This is a genomic window from Hymenobacter profundi, from assembly GCF_019334315.1.
Taxonomy (GTDB): domain Bacteria; phylum Bacteroidota; class Bacteroidia; order Cytophagales; family Hymenobacteraceae; genus Hymenobacter; species Hymenobacter profundi.
The window spans coordinates 70,200-87,306 of the sequence record NZ_JAHWGL010000004.1 but is presented as its reverse complement, the minus strand read 5'-3'; the positions used below and the strand labels follow the sequence as shown (position 1 = coordinate 87,306).

Sequence of the window (17,107 nt, the reverse complement as noted above, 5' to 3'; positions counted from 1 at the left end):
CCTCTTTATATTCCTCGATTTACTATTTATTATCAATTATTTACAATGTAAAACTGTGATACATTTCACATGCTTATCGCTTTTACTTCCAGATAAATAAATTAAAAAAATGCAATTTTTTTCAAATTTAAAAATAGCCTATTCTCTTACCTTCGAGCCACGAAATGCGCTATATATTTTCTGCTTATGTTTCCACTACTACGCACTAGTTTTAGCATCTTATGGTTATTACTACTCGCTGTTCTGCCAGCCACGGCCTCTCACTTGTTGGGCGGCGAAATGCACTATAAGTACCTTGATGCGAACGGGCCGACGGCAGCTCCGTTTCGGTACCAGGTAACCGTATTAGCGTATCTTAATAAGGAACCCTCCTCCCAGATTCCGGATGGCAGACCTTATATCACACTTAATATTTACAATAAATCTCAAGCTGGTGCTCGCATCCTGAGTCTAGAGGTACCGCGCAATAGCTTTGCAGAGGTAACCCCACCTGTTTCCGGAACTTGCGCCCTCCCTAACAGGCCGCCCCGCGTAACGCTGGCCACATACAAGACTACCGTCAATCTCCCTCTTTCGTTTGACGGTTATTACGCTGTGTTTGCTGACAACACGCGCAATGTGGGCATTATCAATCTGGTCAATTCCGGTGATACCAACATGCTGTTATACACCGAGATGGCGCCACCACTGCTCCCCAATACGTCTCCGGTCTTTTCGGACACGGCCGTGGCTGTTATTTGTCAGGGAGATACCAGCCTAATTCTCAATAATGCCTACGATGCCGATGGCGACCGGCTAATTTATTCGTTTGGCACCCCTTACCAGGGCGCGCCATTGGGCAGTACCGTTTTTGCCCCACCGCCGGGATCGGTGCTGTACGCACCGGGGTATACGGTCAATCAACCTTTCGGCAAGAATGGTTTCGCGGCGCTTAACGCCACTACAGGCTTGAGTCGGTACGCCTCTCCTGCCTTGGGCAACTTTGTGGTGGCCGTAGATGTGAAAGAATACCGCAAGCTAAACGGGCGGGAAGTACTGGTCGGTACCACCCGCCGGGATGTGCAACTGGTAGTGCGCCCTTGTCCCTCCAACCTACCACCAGTATTTACGCCATCCTCTGTTGCTGTAAAAGAATATGCCATTGAGGAAGGCCAAACGGTGCGTTTTACGGTAATGGCATCTGACCCAGAGCAGCAAAAGCTCACGATGAAGCTTAATAGTGCGCTGCTGGATGGTGCTGGGCCTTTTAACGCTACTTTCAATAATAATCCCGGGACGATAGCTACGGGAAGTGCCACGGGCTCAGCCAGCAGCACGGCCGTGGGCACCATCAACGGCAGCTTTGTATATACTGCTGGTTGCGGCGACGCGCGCGCTACACCCTACGATGTAATTATAACAGTGACGGACGACGCGTGTGGCAGCAAAAGCATTGCGGAAATATACCGCATCATGGTAACCAAAGCAGCACCACTAGCTCCTATTACGGGCGAGGCCAGCATCTGCGACCGGTCGCAACCTGTTACGTACGCTACAGCTTCTTCTAGCACCACTGGTTACCAATGGCTTGTAAGTGGCGGCACCTTGCAGGGTGCTACCACTGGTAATACCGTGCAAGTGCTTTGGGGTACTGGCCCAACGGGACGCGTCACCGTGTATAAAGCTCAGGGCTGCTTGGCCGACTCTGTTTCAAAGGTGGTAGATCTGCGACCGGGCAATGCAGTGGCTGTCAGCCCAGCCGCGAGTATATGCCCTGGCGCAAGCACTACCCTCACGGCCTCGGGTGGGCAGGACTATACGTGGACCGGCGATGGTCAGACCTTTCGTGGGGCTACGGTCACAGTGTCGCCAACGCGCACAACTACCTACACGCTTACTGCCACAACGGGTAATTGCACAATCAGCCGGCAGGTAACCGTGACCGTAGCGCCCGCACCCGTAGCCAATGCTGGCGGCAACGTAGCACTTTGTCCGGGTAGTACTACCACGCTGGGTACGACGGCCTTGCCGGGCTACTCCTACCAATGGAGCCCGGCTATCGGCCTGAGCAACACCACATCTGCCCAGCCGACCTTTAGACCGCCTACTGGTGTAGCTCAAACCTACACCTTTACTCTCACCGTCACAACCGCTACTGGCTGCACGGCCACCAGCAGCGTGCAGGTAACGGTACAACCGCCGGCCACAGTAAACGCCGGCTCCGACCGGATAACATGCGCCGCTGCGCAAACTCAGTTGGGTACGGCGGCCTTACCAGGCTACTCCTACCAGTGGAGCCCAGCTATTGGCTTGAGCAGCACCACATCTGCCCAGCCGACTCTGACGCCTACCAATGCTACGTCTGCACCTGTCGTTCTCACCTACGCAGTGCTGGCTACGGCTCCCACGGGCTGCGTCGCCCACGATACGGTTCGCATCACCGTCAATCCCCGTCCGATACCCGATAGTATTCAGGGTAGTCAATCGGTTTGCCCCACGGTTCGGGGTATTGTTTACTCAATTCGCAACCCACGGGCGGGAGCCTACCAATGGGAGGTACGCGGCGGCACCATCAGCGCGGGGCAGGGCACGAGTAGTATTCTCGTCGATTGGGGCGCCGCCACTACGGCCGGTAGTGTGCGGGCCGTTACACTCAACACTACGGGGTGTGCCTCTGAGGCCGTGGTACTGCCCGTGCGTGTTCATCCGCAACTAGCAACGGTAACGCCCAGCGGTCCTACCCAAGCATGCCTTTCCGATGGTGTGCTAACCTACCAAACGCCCTACACCAATGGCTCAGTGTATGGCTGGCAAATTGTGGGCGGCACCCAGGTGAGCACCAACCAGGGCACAGTGCGGGTGCAGTGGACCCGGCCGGGCATAGGCAAGCTCATCGTAACAGAAATGAGCAATCCAACGGGAGGTATTTGCCGCGGGCAGAGCGACACACTTTATGTGCGCGTGCTGCCTACCCCCGCTACCGATTTAGCCATCAGCGGACCCGAACGAGTGTGCGCAGCAGTCACTACTGTTTCCTTCTCTCTACCTGGCGCGCCTACCTCGCGCTATGAGTTTAGGCTGAACGGCATGGTGCTGCCGGGTGCTGCCGGAATGACTATTACGCTCCCTACCCCCGCCGCCAGCACGACACCCTATACGCTTACGGCGCAGGAAACCAACAGCAATGGCTGCCAAGGACCGCTTTACACGAAGCAACTGTTGGTAACACCTCCACTAATTATTACGGGGCCACGCTTTTATTGCCCCGAAGCCCGTACGGCTCTCACGTATACTGCCACCACGTTACCGAATGGTGTATACAACTGGGTGGTAGTCGGAGGTACTATCGTGCGGGGCCAAGGCACGGCCACGGTGCAGGTAGACATCCCGGCCGGCACGACTACGGCTACGCTTCAGGTAACAGAAACCACCAGTGCTAGCTGTACGGCCTCGCTCACTGTCGCGCCCGACAATGTTCAGGTGGCCTTGTACACAGCCTCAGTGGGCCCCACCGATGACCATCATACCACGCTGACTTTCCGAGTAACCAATCCTGTAGCTTCTACTGGTCAGGTGCGTGTAGTACGGCGGGTAGCAGGTAGCACTGGTGCTTTTCAGCCAATAGCCAGCCTGCCAACTACGGCCACTACCTACACCGACCCAGACGTGGATGCAGACCGCAACAGCTACGAATACCAGCTACAACTTCTCAACAGCTGTGGCACCGTCCTGCTTAGCACCCCGCATACCACCATCTTGGCTACGGCAACCGCCACCGAAAGCACCGGGGGCCGCGCGGTCGGCACTGCCCAGATTAGTTGGACGGCCTACCAGGGTTTCGCCGTGCAGGAATACCGCGTGTACCGCGCCACTGATAATGCACCGCCCGAATTAGTAGCGACTGTACCCGGCAATACGCTCCGCACCGAATTGGCTACTGGTGCAGCAGGCTTCAGCCAGTGCTTCCGGGTGCAGGCTGTGAGTGGAGACGCGCAGCCGCTATTGGCGTACTCCAACGACGCGTGCGTGGCCTTCGAGAATAAGCTGGGCTTCTACAATATTATTACGCCCAACAACGACGGCAAAAACGACGTGCTCTTCATCGACAACGTAGCGCTTTATCCTAATAATACGCTTACGGTATTTGACCGCTGGGGCAAGGAGGTGTACCGCACAACTAATTACCGCAACACTTACGGGGGCGAGGGCACGAGTAGCGGCATACACTACTATTTGTTTAAGCTCCCCGATGGGACTTCCTACAAGGGCTGGTTCCAGATTATGTATTAGCAGCGTTAAACGCTTGCAAGAAAACAGGGCTGTACACGACTTCGATCAGCCCTTCAACTATTGATTGAAATTTAAGGCTACGATTACCCGTGAAAGCGAGATACTCATTACGACGTTTTTTAGTTGGCTGTTTGTTGGTGTGGAACGCGGCTCATGCAGCGGCGCAGTGTCCGGCACCCGCCAGTTGCACGCCCGGCGCAGCACCCGCCGCAAATGCCATTTTTGGCATGGGCATTTACCGGGTGCAATTGGGCCAACTCGATCATACCACGCTAGGAGGTACTGATGGCTACCAGAACTATAGCTGCACCAAAACTACTACCCTAGTTCGTCAGGGCAGCTATACGCTCACCGTGCAAACCAACCCCAACGTCGATGAGAATGTGCGGGCATGGATTGACTTCGATAACAACGGTGTTTTTGACCCCGCCAAGGAGTTGGTGCTGCTTTCCAATGATGCCCGCAAGCATAGTGCTACCTTCACGGTGCCCGCCAATGCCGTGCTTCAGCAGCACCTGCGCCTACGCATCGCGGCCGATAATGCCAACGCTCCCTTCCCTACCCCCTGCTCCTCCCCCGAGTACTCGCAGACCGAAGACTATGGTGTGGTACTAACCAGTGGCACGTTGTTGCCACAAGCAGCTTTCAGCACGCCCGACAGCCTCTCCTGTAGCGGCTTGGTACAGTGGCAGGACCGCTCGCGCAACACGCCTACCAGTTGGGAGTGGGATTTTGGCGACGGCACCACCTCTACCGCGCAACACCCACAGCATCAGTATGCGGTCCCCGGCCGTTATTCTGTTCGGCTACGGGTGTGCAATGCCACCGGATGCGATGCGCTGACCAAAACAGATTACGTAGTGGTGCGGGCTTCGGCACCCCGACCGGCCACTTGCCAACCACGCACGCTAGCCTACTGCTGCGGATTTGGTATCACCCGGCTACAACTCCTGGACATCGATCAGCGCTCGGGCGACGGGGCCGAGGGGTACCAGGATTTTAGCTGCCGTTCCCAGGCTACTCTTACGGTCGATCAGCCTTACTCGCTTCGCCTCACCACAGGTGCCAACGGCCACGACGTGCGCATTTATCTGGACCGCAACGACGATGGGCAGTTTTCATCCACCGAGTTGCTCTACGAAGGCTTGGGTGTGCAAAGCCCTACCATAGCATTGGCCGTCCCTTCGCTTCCTACAGGTATGGTATATAATAAAGTGCTGCGGCTACGCGTAGTAGCGGATTTTGCCAGTGGCGCGGCGGCTAGTCCCTGCCGCGACGTTACCAGCGGTCAGGTAGAAGATTATGGCATAACGGTGCTACCCAATACAGTGCCGCCTACGGCCAGTATAGCCATGCACTACCAACAATTTTGTGGCCCGGTGCGCGTACAGTTCGATAATACTACCATTGGTACTGTCACCGCTTATCAGTGGAACTTTGGCGATGGCACCACCTCTACCCTAGCGCAGCCCCCCGCGCACACCTATACTCAACCCGGCACATACGATGTGCAGCTTACAGCCCAAAATACATTTGGCAGCACTACTGCTCGTCAGACCGTAGTGGTGGCCGGCGCCTGCCCCAGCTATTGTACCCCGGAAGGATACGGCGGCACCCCCGATATTCCGTTCTATTTCACCCGCGTGCAGTTGGCTGATCTAGACAACGTCGCACCTCGCGCCTGGGGCGTGGGCTACCGCGACTTCACCCAGCTAACGGCCACCTTGCAACTGGGAAAAACCTATGAACTACGGACTGAGTCACTGGAGCGAACCTTTGCCTCGGCCGACGTGTGGGCGCACGTGGTAGCCTGGATTGACTACAATCAGGATGGACAGATGGGACCCTCCGAGTTAGTGACGCCTCAAGCTACTAATAGCTACAGCCCGTACCGGCTCACGTTTACAGTGCCCCGCAACGCTCGGCTTGGGGCCACACGCCTGCGCTTACTGATTTATGGACAAGATCAATTGGCTTCCGACTCCTGTACACCCTTTTCTTTTAATACTTCTACGGAAGACTACACTGTACTGCTGCTGCCGGACGCCGCACCTCCCCGTGCGGGCTTTGCGGTAGACTGGCCAAACTCCTGCACAGGGACAGTGCAGTTCCGAGACCAGAGCGAGTCCGTACCGACGGCGTGGCAGTGGAGCTTTGGCGACGGCACTACTGCCAGCGAGCAGCATCCGCAGCATACCTACGCCGCTCCCGGCACCTACACTGTATCGCTGCGGGCTACGAACCGCTATGGTAGCCATACGACCACGCAGACCAACGCCGTAATCGTAACCGGCACTGCGCCTGGCGTGCGCCCGGCCGCGTGTGTTCCGCGTTCAGGAGCATTCACCTACGACTACCGGATAGCTCAATTGAAATTAGGCAATCTGGTTTACGGAGACACGCTTCGTGCGCCCGGCTACCTCGATAATACCTGCACTGCAACCACCATTCGACTGGCTCAGGGACAGGCGCAACCTTTTACCCTAATCGGCCAGAATATTTACTATCATACCTTGTACATGTGGCTGGATAGCAACGACGACGGGGAGTTTACGCCGGATGAGTTACTATTTAACTCTACCAAAGAGCCGGTTATGTTTACCCGCACTGGCACCATTACACCACCGCCCAATACCCCCACCGGCCGGCCGCTACGTTTACGGCTGGCATACCAGCAGCAGTTTGATTATTACCGGCAATTTGCTAGTCAACCCAGGCCCTGTACCCGCAATGAAGAGTACGAGATGGTGCGTGATTTTGCGGTGATAGTAGATGCGGGTGCCGTTACAGCCACTCGTCCCAGCCAGCTGTCTTCGGCTGCTTGGAGTATCTACCCCAACCCCTCTACGGGCTACGTGCAGATGCAACTTCCAACGCATATGGCGGGCAGCCACAGCGCGGAAATATGGGACGCCACTGGCCGCTTGGTGCAAACGCTCCCACTAGTCGTAGGAGCCAGGGGTACCACTGAGGCTAATTTAAGTCATCTACCGAAAGGAATTTATTTTCTACGACTAGCCCATGAGGCGTTGCCAACGCAGCGTATCAGTCTTCACTAATGCCACATAAGCCAAAAGGCCCCGCCGGACGTTGCGTCCGGCGGGGCCTTTTCATGTCAGAATCAGCAAGCTTACAGCAACACCTTTTCCACCGGCGCTAGAGCTTCTATCTTCCCGCTCATCTCGCGCACGGCGGCGGCGATACCGGCTGCGTCGAAGCCGCACTCCTTGTATAGCTCGTCTTGGGTGCCGTGTTCCACCACCCGGTCGGGGATGCCGAGGCGGCGCACGGGTAGGGAGTAGCCGTGGTCGGCCATGAACTCCAGCACCGCCGAGCCGAAGCCGCCGGGTAGGCAGCCATCTTCTACCGTCACGATGGCGCGGTAGCGACTGAATACGTCGTGTAGCATTTCCTCATCCAGCGGCTTGCAGAAGCGCATATCGTAGTGACCAGTGCTGAGGCCTTCGGCGGCTAGTTCCTTGGTGGCGCGCACGGCGTAGTTGCCAATGTGGCCGATGGTCAGGATAGCCACACCTTGGCCCTTGCGCACCACGCGACCCGTGCCTACCGTCAACTTCTTGAGCGGCGTGCGCCACTCCGGCATCACGCCCTCGCCGCGGGGGTAGCGAATGGTGAATGGACCTGCGTTTTCGGGTAGTTGGGCCGTGTACATCAGGTTGCGCAGCTCTTCCTCGTTCATGGGAGCGGCTACCACCATATTCGGAATCGAGCGCATGTACGACAGGTCGTAGGCGCCGTGGTGGGTAGGGCCATCGGCGCCGGCAAACCCGGCGCGGTCAAGGCAGAATACGACGTGCAGGTTTTGCAGGGCCACGTCGTGCACCACTTGGTCGTAGGCGCGCTGCATAAACGACGAGTAGATGTTGCAGAACGGCACCAGCCCCTGGGTAGCCAGGCCCGCCGAAAACGTAACGGCATGCTGCTCGGCAATGCCCACGTCGAAGGCGCGGTCGGGCATGGCCTTCATCATAATATTCATCGACGAGCCCGACGGCATGGCGGGCGTCACGCCCATCACTTTGTCGTTTTGCTCGGCCAGTTCTACCAGCGTATGCCCAAATACATCCTGATACTTAGGCGGCTGGGGCTTGTCGGGAGTTTTCTTGTAGATCTCGCCCGTAATCTTGTCGAACAAGCCCGGCGCGTGCCACAGCGTCTGGTCCTTCTCAGCCAGTGCGTAACCTTTGCCCTTCACCGTCACACAGTGCAGCAGTTTGGGGCCGGGAATATTCTTGAGGTCGCGCATGATGGTGACAAGGTGCTGCACATCATGTCCATCCACTGGGCCGAAGTAACGGAACTTCAATGCCTCGAACAGGTTGCCTTGCTTCAGCAAGGTAGCCTTCATGGCCTGCTCTACTCGGCGGGCAATTTGCTGAGGGTTTGGGCCAAATTTGGACAGCTTACCCAGCACGTTCCACAGCTCGTCGCGCACTTTATTGTAGGTGCGGGAGGTAGTGATGTCGGTGAGGTATTCCTTGAGTGCGCCCACGTTGGGGTCGATGCTCATGCAGTTGTCGTTGAGCACCACCAGTAGATTGGAGTTTTCTACCCCGGCGTGGTTAAGGGCTTCGAAAGCCATACCGGCCGTCATGGCGCCGTCGCCAATCACGGCAATGTGCTGGCGGTCGTGCTCACCTTTGTACTCGCTGGCCACGGCCATGCCCAGCGCAGCGCCAATGCTGGTACTGCTGTGCCCTACCCCAAAGGCGTCGTACTCACTCTCGGTGCGTTTCGGGAAGCCCGACATGCCGTGGTAGCGGCGGTTGGTAGGAAACTGGTTGCGACGGCCTGTTAAGATTTTGTGACCATAGGCCTGGTGGCCCACATCCCACACCAATTGGTCGTAAGGGGTATTGAAAACGTAGTGCAAAGCCACTGTAAGCTCCACCACGCCCAGTGAAGCACCGAAGTGTCCGCCGTAGATGGAAACAGAATCAATAATGAATTGTCGGAGTTCCTGGCTGAGCTGTACGAGCTGCTCGGGGCTGAGCTTTTTTAAGTCGTCGGGCGAGTCTATTGCCGCCAGCAGGGGACCAGGTTCAACAATCATCGTAGAGAGAGCAGAATAAGCTAGAAATAGTGTCGGTTAATCGGCCGGATGACGTTGCTCGAACCCAACCATACGTTACATGCCGTACACTAGACAAAGGTACGACTTTTCCGAAGGCGCGGTTGTACGATACCTTGCTCCTGACTTACTGCCTAGCAACCAATTCCGGGCCAGCCTGATTAATACCTACTTTTGTTTTCCCTACCCTACCTGCATATGCCACCTATTGAAGACTCTCAGGAACAGCAACTGCTTCACAAACTGCGCCCTTCGCGCATCGTGCTGCCAGTGCTGCTGGGGCTGAGTGTAGTGGGCTTCATGTTCTGGCGCAGCTACAAGCCCGGCGACCTTGCCCCACTGGCCAATGCAAAATTGCACTGGTTATTTATCACCCTACTCGTGCTTATTGCCCGCGATGCGGGCTATATGTACCGCATCCGGCACATTTCGGAGAAAGTATTAAGCTGGCGGGCTAGCATGGAGGTAATTATGGTCTGGGAATTTGCCTCCTGTGTTCTACCCTCCGCGGTAGGCGGCACCTCGGTAGCACCCTTTCTGCTAAATAAAGAAGGCATTACGTTAGGCAAATCGCTGGCCTATGTGATGGTGACGGCCCTGCTGGATAATATGTACTATGTGGTGCTGGTTCCGCTAGTGGTGCTGCTGGCCGGCGAGGGCCTCTACCCCGACGAAACCCTGCACAGCGGCCTCATCACTACCTTGCAAATTGCCTTTGTGCTGAGCTACGTGATGGTGTCGCTCTACTCCGGGCTGATGTTGTACGCGCTGTTTATCAACCCCATATCGGTGCGACGGTTTCTGGTGCGGTTCTTTTCGTGGCAGCTGCTGCGGCGGTGGCGTGGCAGCGCCTACCAGCACGGCGCCGAAATGGTAGCGGCCTCGGCCCAGCTGCGTGGCAACGGCTCGGGCTACTGGCTGCGGGCCATCTTCTCTACCATTTTCGTCTGGACGGCCCGCTACGCGGTTATCGGCTGCATTATTGCCGCTTTCATTCAGGTTACGGGCCACGATTTTGCCATGATTTTCGCCCGCAACCTTACCTACAAAGTAATTCTGTTGCTGGCTATTACGCCCGGTGGCGCAGGTATTGCCGAAGGTGCTTTCCCTACCTTCTTCGGCAAATTCATCGGCACGCCCACCATGACCAATTTCATTGTGCTACTCTATCGCATCACTACCTACTACCTGTACCTGGTATTCGGCGCCATTTTCCTGCCGCGGTGGGTAGGCCGGGTGTTTGGCCGGCGAGCAGCGGCCGAGGTTATGGCGTCGTAATGAGCCTACCCTTCCTACACAACACAAAAGGCCCGCTGACTAAGATAGTCAGCGGGCCTTTTGTGTTGTGTGTCAAAGCTAATTCGACACTTAAAACCCAATATTTCTATTGAGCTTCCAGCATCATCTGCGAGCCGTCGGGAGCTTTCAGCGTGATTTCATCCTTGGTCAGGTTCACCACGTCGAACGTCATAGAATTGGGCGCGCCAGTAGGCGTGAGGGTTATTTTCTTGGCCGTTTGGTCGAAGGTGTAGTTGCCCTGCATGCTCTGCGCGGGCGACGACATATTGAACGAACCATTGGCGTAGAATTTTAGCTCTGTTTTCTTGTCGGCGCTGGTTTGGGCCACTTTTTCGCCGGCGGCATTGGTTTCTTTGTCAGTTGTCCAGGTTTTGCTGTCGGTGCCATAGAGCAGGTTGGTTTCGCCTACTTTGTTTTCTGAGCTACAGCTAGCCATGAACAGAGACACCAGCATCAACAAACTGGCTAGGTAAGAAAGGGGAAAACGTTTCATAGGGAGGAGTGAAATGGGGTGAATAAAAGCAAATCGCACAATACGGTATAGCACTGCGCCGATATTGCGACTTCTACGCCCCTAGCTCGAAAGAGTTTACCACACGCAAGCGCTACCGTGCTCCGCACAACCAAAATGCCCGGCAAGCGTAAGTTACGCAAGACCGTATGAGGCTCAGCCACATGCGGTTTTTCCTAGTTCCCTCACCTCCTAGCATTTGATATATCATGGGACTCTTTGATTTTCTGAATAAAGGCGAAGAAAAACCTGTTGCCCCCGCCGCCGGGACGCCCAACGCCAATGCCGACACCGATTTCTTCGGCAACAGCAAAGCCGATACCACTACCGCAGCAGCTACCACGAGCGAAACCTACACGGTAGTAAGCGGCGACTCGCTCTCCAAAATTGCCAAAAATCACTACGGCGACGCCAGCAAGTGGCACCAGATTTATGATGCCAACAAAGGCACCATCGGCAGCAACCCCGACAAAATCGAGGTAGGCCAAGTGCTTCAGTTGCCTAAGCTCTAAGCTAATCCAACATATCGAAAAGCCGCTTTCTACTATAGAAAGCGGCTTTTTTATTGTGTATCCCTCGCTCCTACGACCCTGGCAGCCCAGTTGCTTTTCCTGCTACGCCTTCAAAAAAATATTTTTATTAAAGTTTGGATTTTAAAATCCTGCCTTTACATTTGCAACCACCAACCCGGTACTCCCCCAACACGATGGGGTAGTTTTTTTGAGATTTATACAGAAGTGGCGAGAGAACAGGCTCCCTGACCCACTGGCAACCATCCGCGGAAGCGCGACAGGTGCCAATTCCTGCCCGCTTGGCGTATTGCCGGCGGGAACTATAACCTTGAGTACCACATGTTGCTTTCTTCCGACATCATCCCTACCTACTCGCACACTCCGGCCGCCTCGTCGTGTTCCGAAAGTTTTGCGAGTTCTTGCGTTTCACGGGCTACTGCGCCGGTGCGAATGCGAATGTGTTGGGGTTGTCGGATGTAGCTTTTTGATGCTGCCGTAGCGCGCATCGCTCCTTTCCCTTGCCAGCACGCCGCTTCATGCCCTGCGCACGAGCGGCCCCTCTCCTCCGACGCACGCCCTGCTGCGTCCCTGGCCCGGCTCCGACAGCCCCTGGAGTTTCCCAATCCTGCTTTTTTTCTTCTTCTCTGACTCGTTTTTTCGTTTTCCATATGTCTACGCAGAACCTCCACTTCGAAACCCTCCAACTCCACGCCGGCCAACAACCCGACCCTACCACGGGCGCTCGTGCTGTACCCTTGTACCAGACTACTTCCTACGTCTTCAAAAACGCTGAGCACGGTGCTAACCTGTTTGCACTGAAGGAGTTTGGCAACATCTACACCCGCCTGATGAACCCTACCACCGACGTGTTTGAGCAGCGCGTGGCGGCTCTGGAAGGCGGGGTAGCGGCTGTGGCAGTAGGTTCGGGTCAGGCGGCGCAGTTCATCGCCCTCAACAACATCTTGCAGGCCGGCGACAACTTCGTGAGCACCACCTACCTCTATGGTGGCACCTACAACCAATTTAAGGTAGCATTTAAGCGGCTGGGTATTGAAGTACGCTTTGCCGATGGCGACAAGCCCGAGGAATTTGAGAAGCTGATTGACGACAAAACCAAGGCTATCTACCTGGAAACCATCGGCAACCCCAGCTTCAGCATTCCAGACTTCGAAAAGATTACGGCTATTGCTGAGAAGCACGACCTGCCGGTGGTAGTAGACAACACCTTCGGGGCGGGCGGCTACCTGTTCCGCCCCCTGGAGCACGGCGCGCACATCGTGGTAGAATCGGCCACGAAGTGGATTGGCGGCCACGGCACCAGCGTGGGCGGCGTGATTGTAGACGGCGGCAAGTATGACTTCGGCAACGGCAAGTTCCCGCAGTTCACAGAGCCTTCCGATGGCTACCACGGTCTGGTGTTCAACGACGTATTTGGAGTAGGCGGGCCATTTGGCAACATCGCTTTTGCCATTCGGGCACGGGTAGAGGGCCTGCGCGACTTTGGTCCCGCCATCAGCCCCTTCAACTCCTGGCAGTTGCTGATTGGCCTGGAAACGCTCTCATTGCGCGTGGAGCGCACGGTAGAAAACACCCTGAAAATTGCGAACTGGCTGGAGCAGCATCCGCAAGTGGAATCGGTGAACTACCCTGGTCTACAAAGCAGCCCCTACTACCCCCTGGCGCAGAAATACCTGCCCAAAGGCGCAGGCGGCGTGCTTACGTTCAGCATCAAAGGCTCGAAGGAAACGGCTACTCAGTTCATCGACAACCTGAAGCTAGTGAGCCACTTGGCCAACGTAGGCGATGCCAAAACGCTCATCATCCAGCCTTCGGCTACCACGCACCAGCAGTTGTCGGAAGCAGAGCAGCTAGCCTCGGGCGTGACGCCTACCTCCCTGCGCCTCTCAGTAGGCATTGAGCACTTTGAAGACATCAAAGGTGACCTGCAACAAGCTTTTGATGCGGTGAAAAACCTCGCTACCCCCGACGAGTCGGAGGAGGCGCTGCAAAAGCCAGCCAAGGAGCACGTGCAGCCGCTGGAAGTATAAGCCTGTCATTTCGAACGCAGTGAGAAATCTGAGTAAAACCTGGGGTCTTCACTCAGATTTCTCACTGCGTTCGAAATGACAATCTAATTGGTCCGGTGCCGACTGGGTTTTGTTTTTGGGGTGGGACTTTTAAACGTTCCCTCGGCACCGGCTCCAATTTGAGGTATATTCTATGCGCAGGAAGTGCGTACCGGGCGCAATACGGCGGCTGGTACCACTGCCTGCTTTTCGCGTTTTATGGAGGATTCAACTCACCTTTTTGTATCACCTGAGCCCTTTCCGCTGGAGAGTGGCACCTCCCTACCCCAGATGCAGGTGTCTTACTGCACCTGGGGTACGCTGAATGCCGCTGGCACCAATGTGATATGGGTGTGCCACGCCCTCACGGCCAACGCCGACGTGCTGACGTGGTGGCCCGGCTTGTTTGGTGCGGGCTTTTACTACGATCCGGCCGACTGGTTTATCGTGTGCGCCAATGTGCTGGGCTCCTGCTACGGCTCCACGGGGCCGCTCACGCCAGCCGCGCCCGGCGCGCCGGCGCCCTACCAGGCGTTTCCCCTGGTCACCATCCGCGACCAGGTGGCCGCCCACGAGTTGTTGTGCCAGCACCTGGGCATCACACAAATTCACACGCTGATAGGTGGCTCGCTAGGCGGGCAACAAGCCTTGGAGTGGGCCGTGCAGCAGCCTGCTTTATTCGAGCATTTGGTGGTGCTGGCTACCAGCGCCCGGCATTCGCCCTGGGGCATTGCCTTCAACGAAGCCCAACGCATGGCCATTCTGGCTGACCCTACCTACCACGCGGCCACACCCGACGGCGGCCAGGCTGGCTTGCAAGCAGCTCGGGCCGTAGCGCTCCTCAGCTACCGCACCTACGATGCCTACGGCCAAACGCAGCAGGAAGACACCGACGAGAAGCTCACTGATTTCCGCGCCAGCGCCTACCAGCGCTACCAGGGCCAAAAGCTCGCGGCTCGTTTCGATGCGTATTCTTACGTAACGCTATCGAGGGCTATGGACTCGCACAATTTGGGTAGGGAACGAGGAGGCGCAGCAGAAGCACTGGCCCGCATCCGGGCGCATACGCTGGTTCTGGGTATTTCTTCCGATGTGCTGTTTCCGCCCAGCGAGCAGCAATTCCTAGCGCAGCACATTCCCGGCGCCACCTACGCCGAAATGGACTCCCGCTACGGGCACGATGGCTTTTTGATTGAGGTAGAGCAGATTGCGCACCATTTGGCGCAGTTCTATGCTACTGCGCTAGCCCAGTAGCTACACTTGTTCACCTATATAAGTAGTGTGTTTGTTGAGTAGGTTTGCGCCGAACAAGCTGCTACGTTATGCCTACCCTCCCTCCTACCCTCCGACCCGGCGACCGGGTTGCCATTGTTTGCACCGCCCGCAAAGCCTCGCACGAAGAGCTTGCCGCCGCCGTTGCTACCCTCACTGCATGGGGCCTAGAGGTAGTACTGGGTGCGTCCACCAACGTCGCGCAGCATCAGTTTGGCGGCTCCGATGAGGTACGCCGGCAGGATTTGCAGCAAATGCTGGACCGCCCCGATATCCGCGCGATTTTGGTGGCGCGCGGCGGCTACGGCACCACCCGCATCCTCGACCAGGTAGACTTTTCTGGCTTCGCTGCCAACCCCAAATGGGTAGCCGGCTTCAGCGACATCACGGCTCTGAACTGCCATTTGCTGGCCCTGGGCCACGCGAGCATTCACGGCGTGATGCCGCTGCTATTTCATCAGGCGGGCGGTGAGGCATCGTTGGAAAGTCTGCGGCGGGTGCTATTCGGGGAGCCAGTTTCGTATGCTGTGCCGTTGCACCTGCTCAACCGTTTAGGTACGGCCGAAGGTGAGCTGGTAGGCGGCAACCTTAGTCTGCTTCAAACCATTACTGGCACCGCTTCCGATGTATCTACGGCCGGACGCATCTTGTTTTTAGAGGATGTAGAGGAGTATCTCTACAGCATCGACCGGATGCTGGTGCACCTTGACCGCACCGGCAAGCTGCGTAATCTGGCGGGCTTGGTGGTCGGTCACTTCTCGGCTCCGCAGGACAATACAGTGCCTTTCGGGCAGACGCCCGAGGAAATCATTGCTACCTACGCCAACAAGTATAATTTCCCGGTAGCATACGGCTTCCCGGTAGGCCACGAGCCCGAAAATATGGCGCTGGTGGTGGGGCGCAGGGCACGGCTACTGGTGAATAGGGACGGTACACAACTACAGTACTTATAAAAGCAAAGGGCCACCGCGTTGTAACGCGGTGGCCCTTTGCTTTTATAGATAACTTGTTTACTCGCCGTAAATCGTCGTCAGCACCGTTTGGCCCACGGCTTTCAGCGTGCGCTTGTCGATGATGTCCATATTATCGAGGGTAGTGTGGTGGTAGGCGGGGAAGTACTCGTCGCCTACGGGTAGGTGGTCGATGATGTCGATAGTGCGCACACCGGCCTGATTGGTGTATACGTGGTCGTCGTCGATACCGGGGGCGCTTTGGAACAGGAAGTAGTCGGAGTAGCCGAGGTTGGAGGCGTTATTCCACACCTTATCTACTACGTCTTTAGCGTTCTGCACCGACAGCTCCTCGCGGCTGAATTTGGCGTTTTGAGCGCCTACCATATCCAGCAGAATGCCGAAGCTAGGGTTATAATTAGCTGGCACCTTGTTCTTGGCCCAATATTGTGAGCCCAGGCACCAGCTATCGGTACCGTCGGTAATGCGGTTTTTCAGGTCGCTCTGGGTCGATTCGTCATAACCGTAGTCTTCCGAGTCGAACAGGATAAAGTCGACGCCCACATTGGGCTCCAGGCTATCGGGCTGCATGCTGAGCTGGCGGGCCATTTCCAAGGCAATGCCCACGCCGCTGGCGCCGTCGCTGGCCCCATCGAGCGGGGCGTTTTTGTTCTCTTTGTCTTTATCAGCAAACGGGCGCGTGTCCCAGTGGGCAAACACCGCCACGCGCCGCCCCGCCTGCGGGTTGAACTGCGCAATGATGTTGCGGCTGCGCAGCATCTTACCATCAAACGCCATCGCCTCAAACGGCTGCTCGCGCACACTTAGCCCAAAGCTTTTAAACTTGTCTACAATCCAGTTGCCGGTGGCTACGTGGGCCTTGGAGTTGGGCACACGCGGCCCAAACGCTACCTGCTTAGCTGTGTAGGCATAGGCCGAGTCGGCGTTGAAAGCGGGGGCTTTGGGTAGGGCAGGCGTTTCGGGTGCGGTGGCGGTGGTTTCGGCCTGGTTGTCTTTCTTACAACCCGTTACGAGCAGCAGCAACGCCAGCGCAGGAGCCAGCCAGGAGAATTTTTGGGTCATTTTATTGAAATAAATAGCGCGCTAAGAACGTCATTCCTCGACAAGCCCAGAAT

General features: G+C 56.4%; 10 protein-coding genes and 1 riboswitch. Of the genes, 7 read left to right on the top strand and 3 right to left on the bottom strand.

Annotation, left to right across the window (positions count from 1 at the left end; genetic code table 11):
* The first annotated feature begins 594 nt into the window (after positions 1-594).
* Positions 595-4,269, top strand: a complete 3,675-nt coding sequence (locus KYK14_RS02330) for a T9SS type B sorting domain-containing protein (protein ID WP_219156614.1) — start codon at positions 595-597, stop codon at positions 4,267-4,269.
* Between the two features lie 137 nt (positions 4,270-4,406).
* Entirely contained in the window at positions 4,407-7,328 is a 2,922-nt protein-coding gene (locus tag KYK14_RS02325) for a PKD domain-containing protein (protein ID WP_343217048.1), read from the top strand.
* Between the two features lie 71 nt (positions 7,329-7,399).
* Here KYK14_RS02325 and dxs read toward each other — a convergent pair whose 3' ends face one another.
* Positions 7,400-9,343, bottom strand: a complete 1,944-nt coding sequence (gene dxs / locus KYK14_RS02320; protein ID WP_208306569.1) for a 1-deoxy-D-xylulose-5-phosphate synthase — start codon at positions 9,341-9,343, stop codon at positions 7,400-7,402.
* Between the two features lie 216 nt (positions 9,344-9,559).
* On the opposite strand from dxs, the gene KYK14_RS02315 reads away from it, so the two are divergent.
* A complete protein-coding gene (locus tag KYK14_RS02315; RefSeq protein WP_219156611.1) occupies positions 9,560-10,639 on the top strand; it encodes a lysylphosphatidylglycerol synthase transmembrane domain-containing protein in 1,080 nt (359 codons plus the stop codon).
* Positions 10,640-10,745: 106 nt separating this feature from the next.
* Here KYK14_RS02315 and KYK14_RS02310 read toward each other — a convergent pair whose 3' ends face one another.
* The gene (locus KYK14_RS02310; RefSeq protein ID WP_219156610.1) at positions 10,746-11,153 is read right to left on the bottom strand and encodes a copper resistance protein NlpE; all 408 of its coding nucleotides are present in this window, start codon (positions 11,151-11,153) and stop codon (positions 10,746-10,748) included.
* A gap of 227 nt (positions 11,154-11,380) precedes the next feature.
* Between KYK14_RS02310 and KYK14_RS02305 the strand changes: the two genes are divergently transcribed.
* The 4 genes from KYK14_RS02305 (at position 11,381) to KYK14_RS02290 (ending at position 15,974) form a co-directional block, all read left to right on the top strand.
* Entirely contained in the window at positions 11,381-11,683 is a 303-nt protein-coding gene (locus KYK14_RS02305; RefSeq protein WP_185281461.1) for a LysM peptidoglycan-binding domain-containing protein, read from the top strand.
* 212 nt (positions 11,684-11,895) lie between these two features.
* Positions 11,896-12,012, top strand: a riboswitch (SAM riboswitch).
* A gap of 339 nt (positions 12,013-12,351) precedes the next feature.
* The gene (locus KYK14_RS02300; RefSeq protein WP_219156608.1) at positions 12,352-13,731 is read left to right on the top strand and encodes an O-acetylhomoserine aminocarboxypropyltransferase/cysteine synthase family protein; all 1,380 of its coding nucleotides are present in this window, start codon (positions 12,352-12,354) and stop codon (positions 13,729-13,731) included.
* 237 nt (positions 13,732-13,968) lie between these two features.
* A complete protein-coding gene (locus KYK14_RS02295) occupies positions 13,969-15,003 on the top strand; it encodes a homoserine O-acetyltransferase family protein (protein ID WP_219156606.1) in 1,035 nt (344 codons plus the stop codon).
* 68 nt (positions 15,004-15,071) lie between these two features.
* Positions 15,072-15,974: a S66 peptidase family protein gene (locus KYK14_RS02290; RefSeq protein ID WP_219156604.1), complete on the top strand. Its 903-nt coding sequence runs from the start codon at positions 15,072-15,074 to the stop codon at positions 15,972-15,974.
* A gap of 57 nt (positions 15,975-16,031) precedes the next feature.
* On the opposite strand, the gene KYK14_RS02285 is transcribed toward KYK14_RS02290, so the two are convergent.
* On the bottom strand, positions 16,032-17,054 hold the full coding sequence (locus tag KYK14_RS02285) for a M28 family peptidase (protein WP_208306574.1): 1,023 nt from the start codon (positions 17,052-17,054) through the stop codon (positions 16,032-16,034).
* Positions 17,055-17,107: the final 53 nt, after the last annotated feature.

What these genes read in the sequence shown, in the direction of transcription:
- KYK14_RS02295 (WP_219156606.1), top strand. Translation starts at nt 13,969, where the DNA reads ATGGAGGATTCAACTCACCTTTTTGTATCACCTGAGCCCTTTCCGCTG.
- KYK14_RS02310 (WP_219156610.1), bottom strand. Translation starts at nt 11,153, where the DNA reads ATGAAACGTTTTCCCCTTTCTTACCTAGCCAGTTTGTTGATGCTGGTG.
- KYK14_RS02315 (WP_219156611.1), top strand. Translation starts at nt 9,560, where the DNA reads ATGCCACCTATTGAAGACTCTCAGGAACAGCAACTGCTTCACAAACTG.
- KYK14_RS02300 (WP_219156608.1), top strand. Translation starts at nt 12,352, where the DNA reads ATGTCTACGCAGAACCTCCACTTCGAAACCCTCCAACTCCACGCCGGC.
- KYK14_RS02290 (WP_219156604.1), top strand. Translation starts at nt 15,072, where the DNA reads ATGCCTACCCTCCCTCCTACCCTCCGACCCGGCGACCGGGTTGCCATT.
- KYK14_RS02285 (WP_208306574.1), bottom strand. Translation starts at nt 17,054, where the DNA reads ATGACCCAAAAATTCTCCTGGCTGGCTCCTGCGCTGGCGTTGCTGCTG.
- KYK14_RS02305 (WP_185281461.1), top strand. Translation starts at nt 11,381, where the DNA reads ATGGGACTCTTTGATTTTCTGAATAAAGGCGAAGAAAAACCTGTTGCC.
- dxs (WP_208306569.1), bottom strand. Translation starts at nt 9,343, where the DNA reads ATGATTGTTGAACCTGGTCCCCTGCTGGCGGCAATAGACTCGCCCGAC.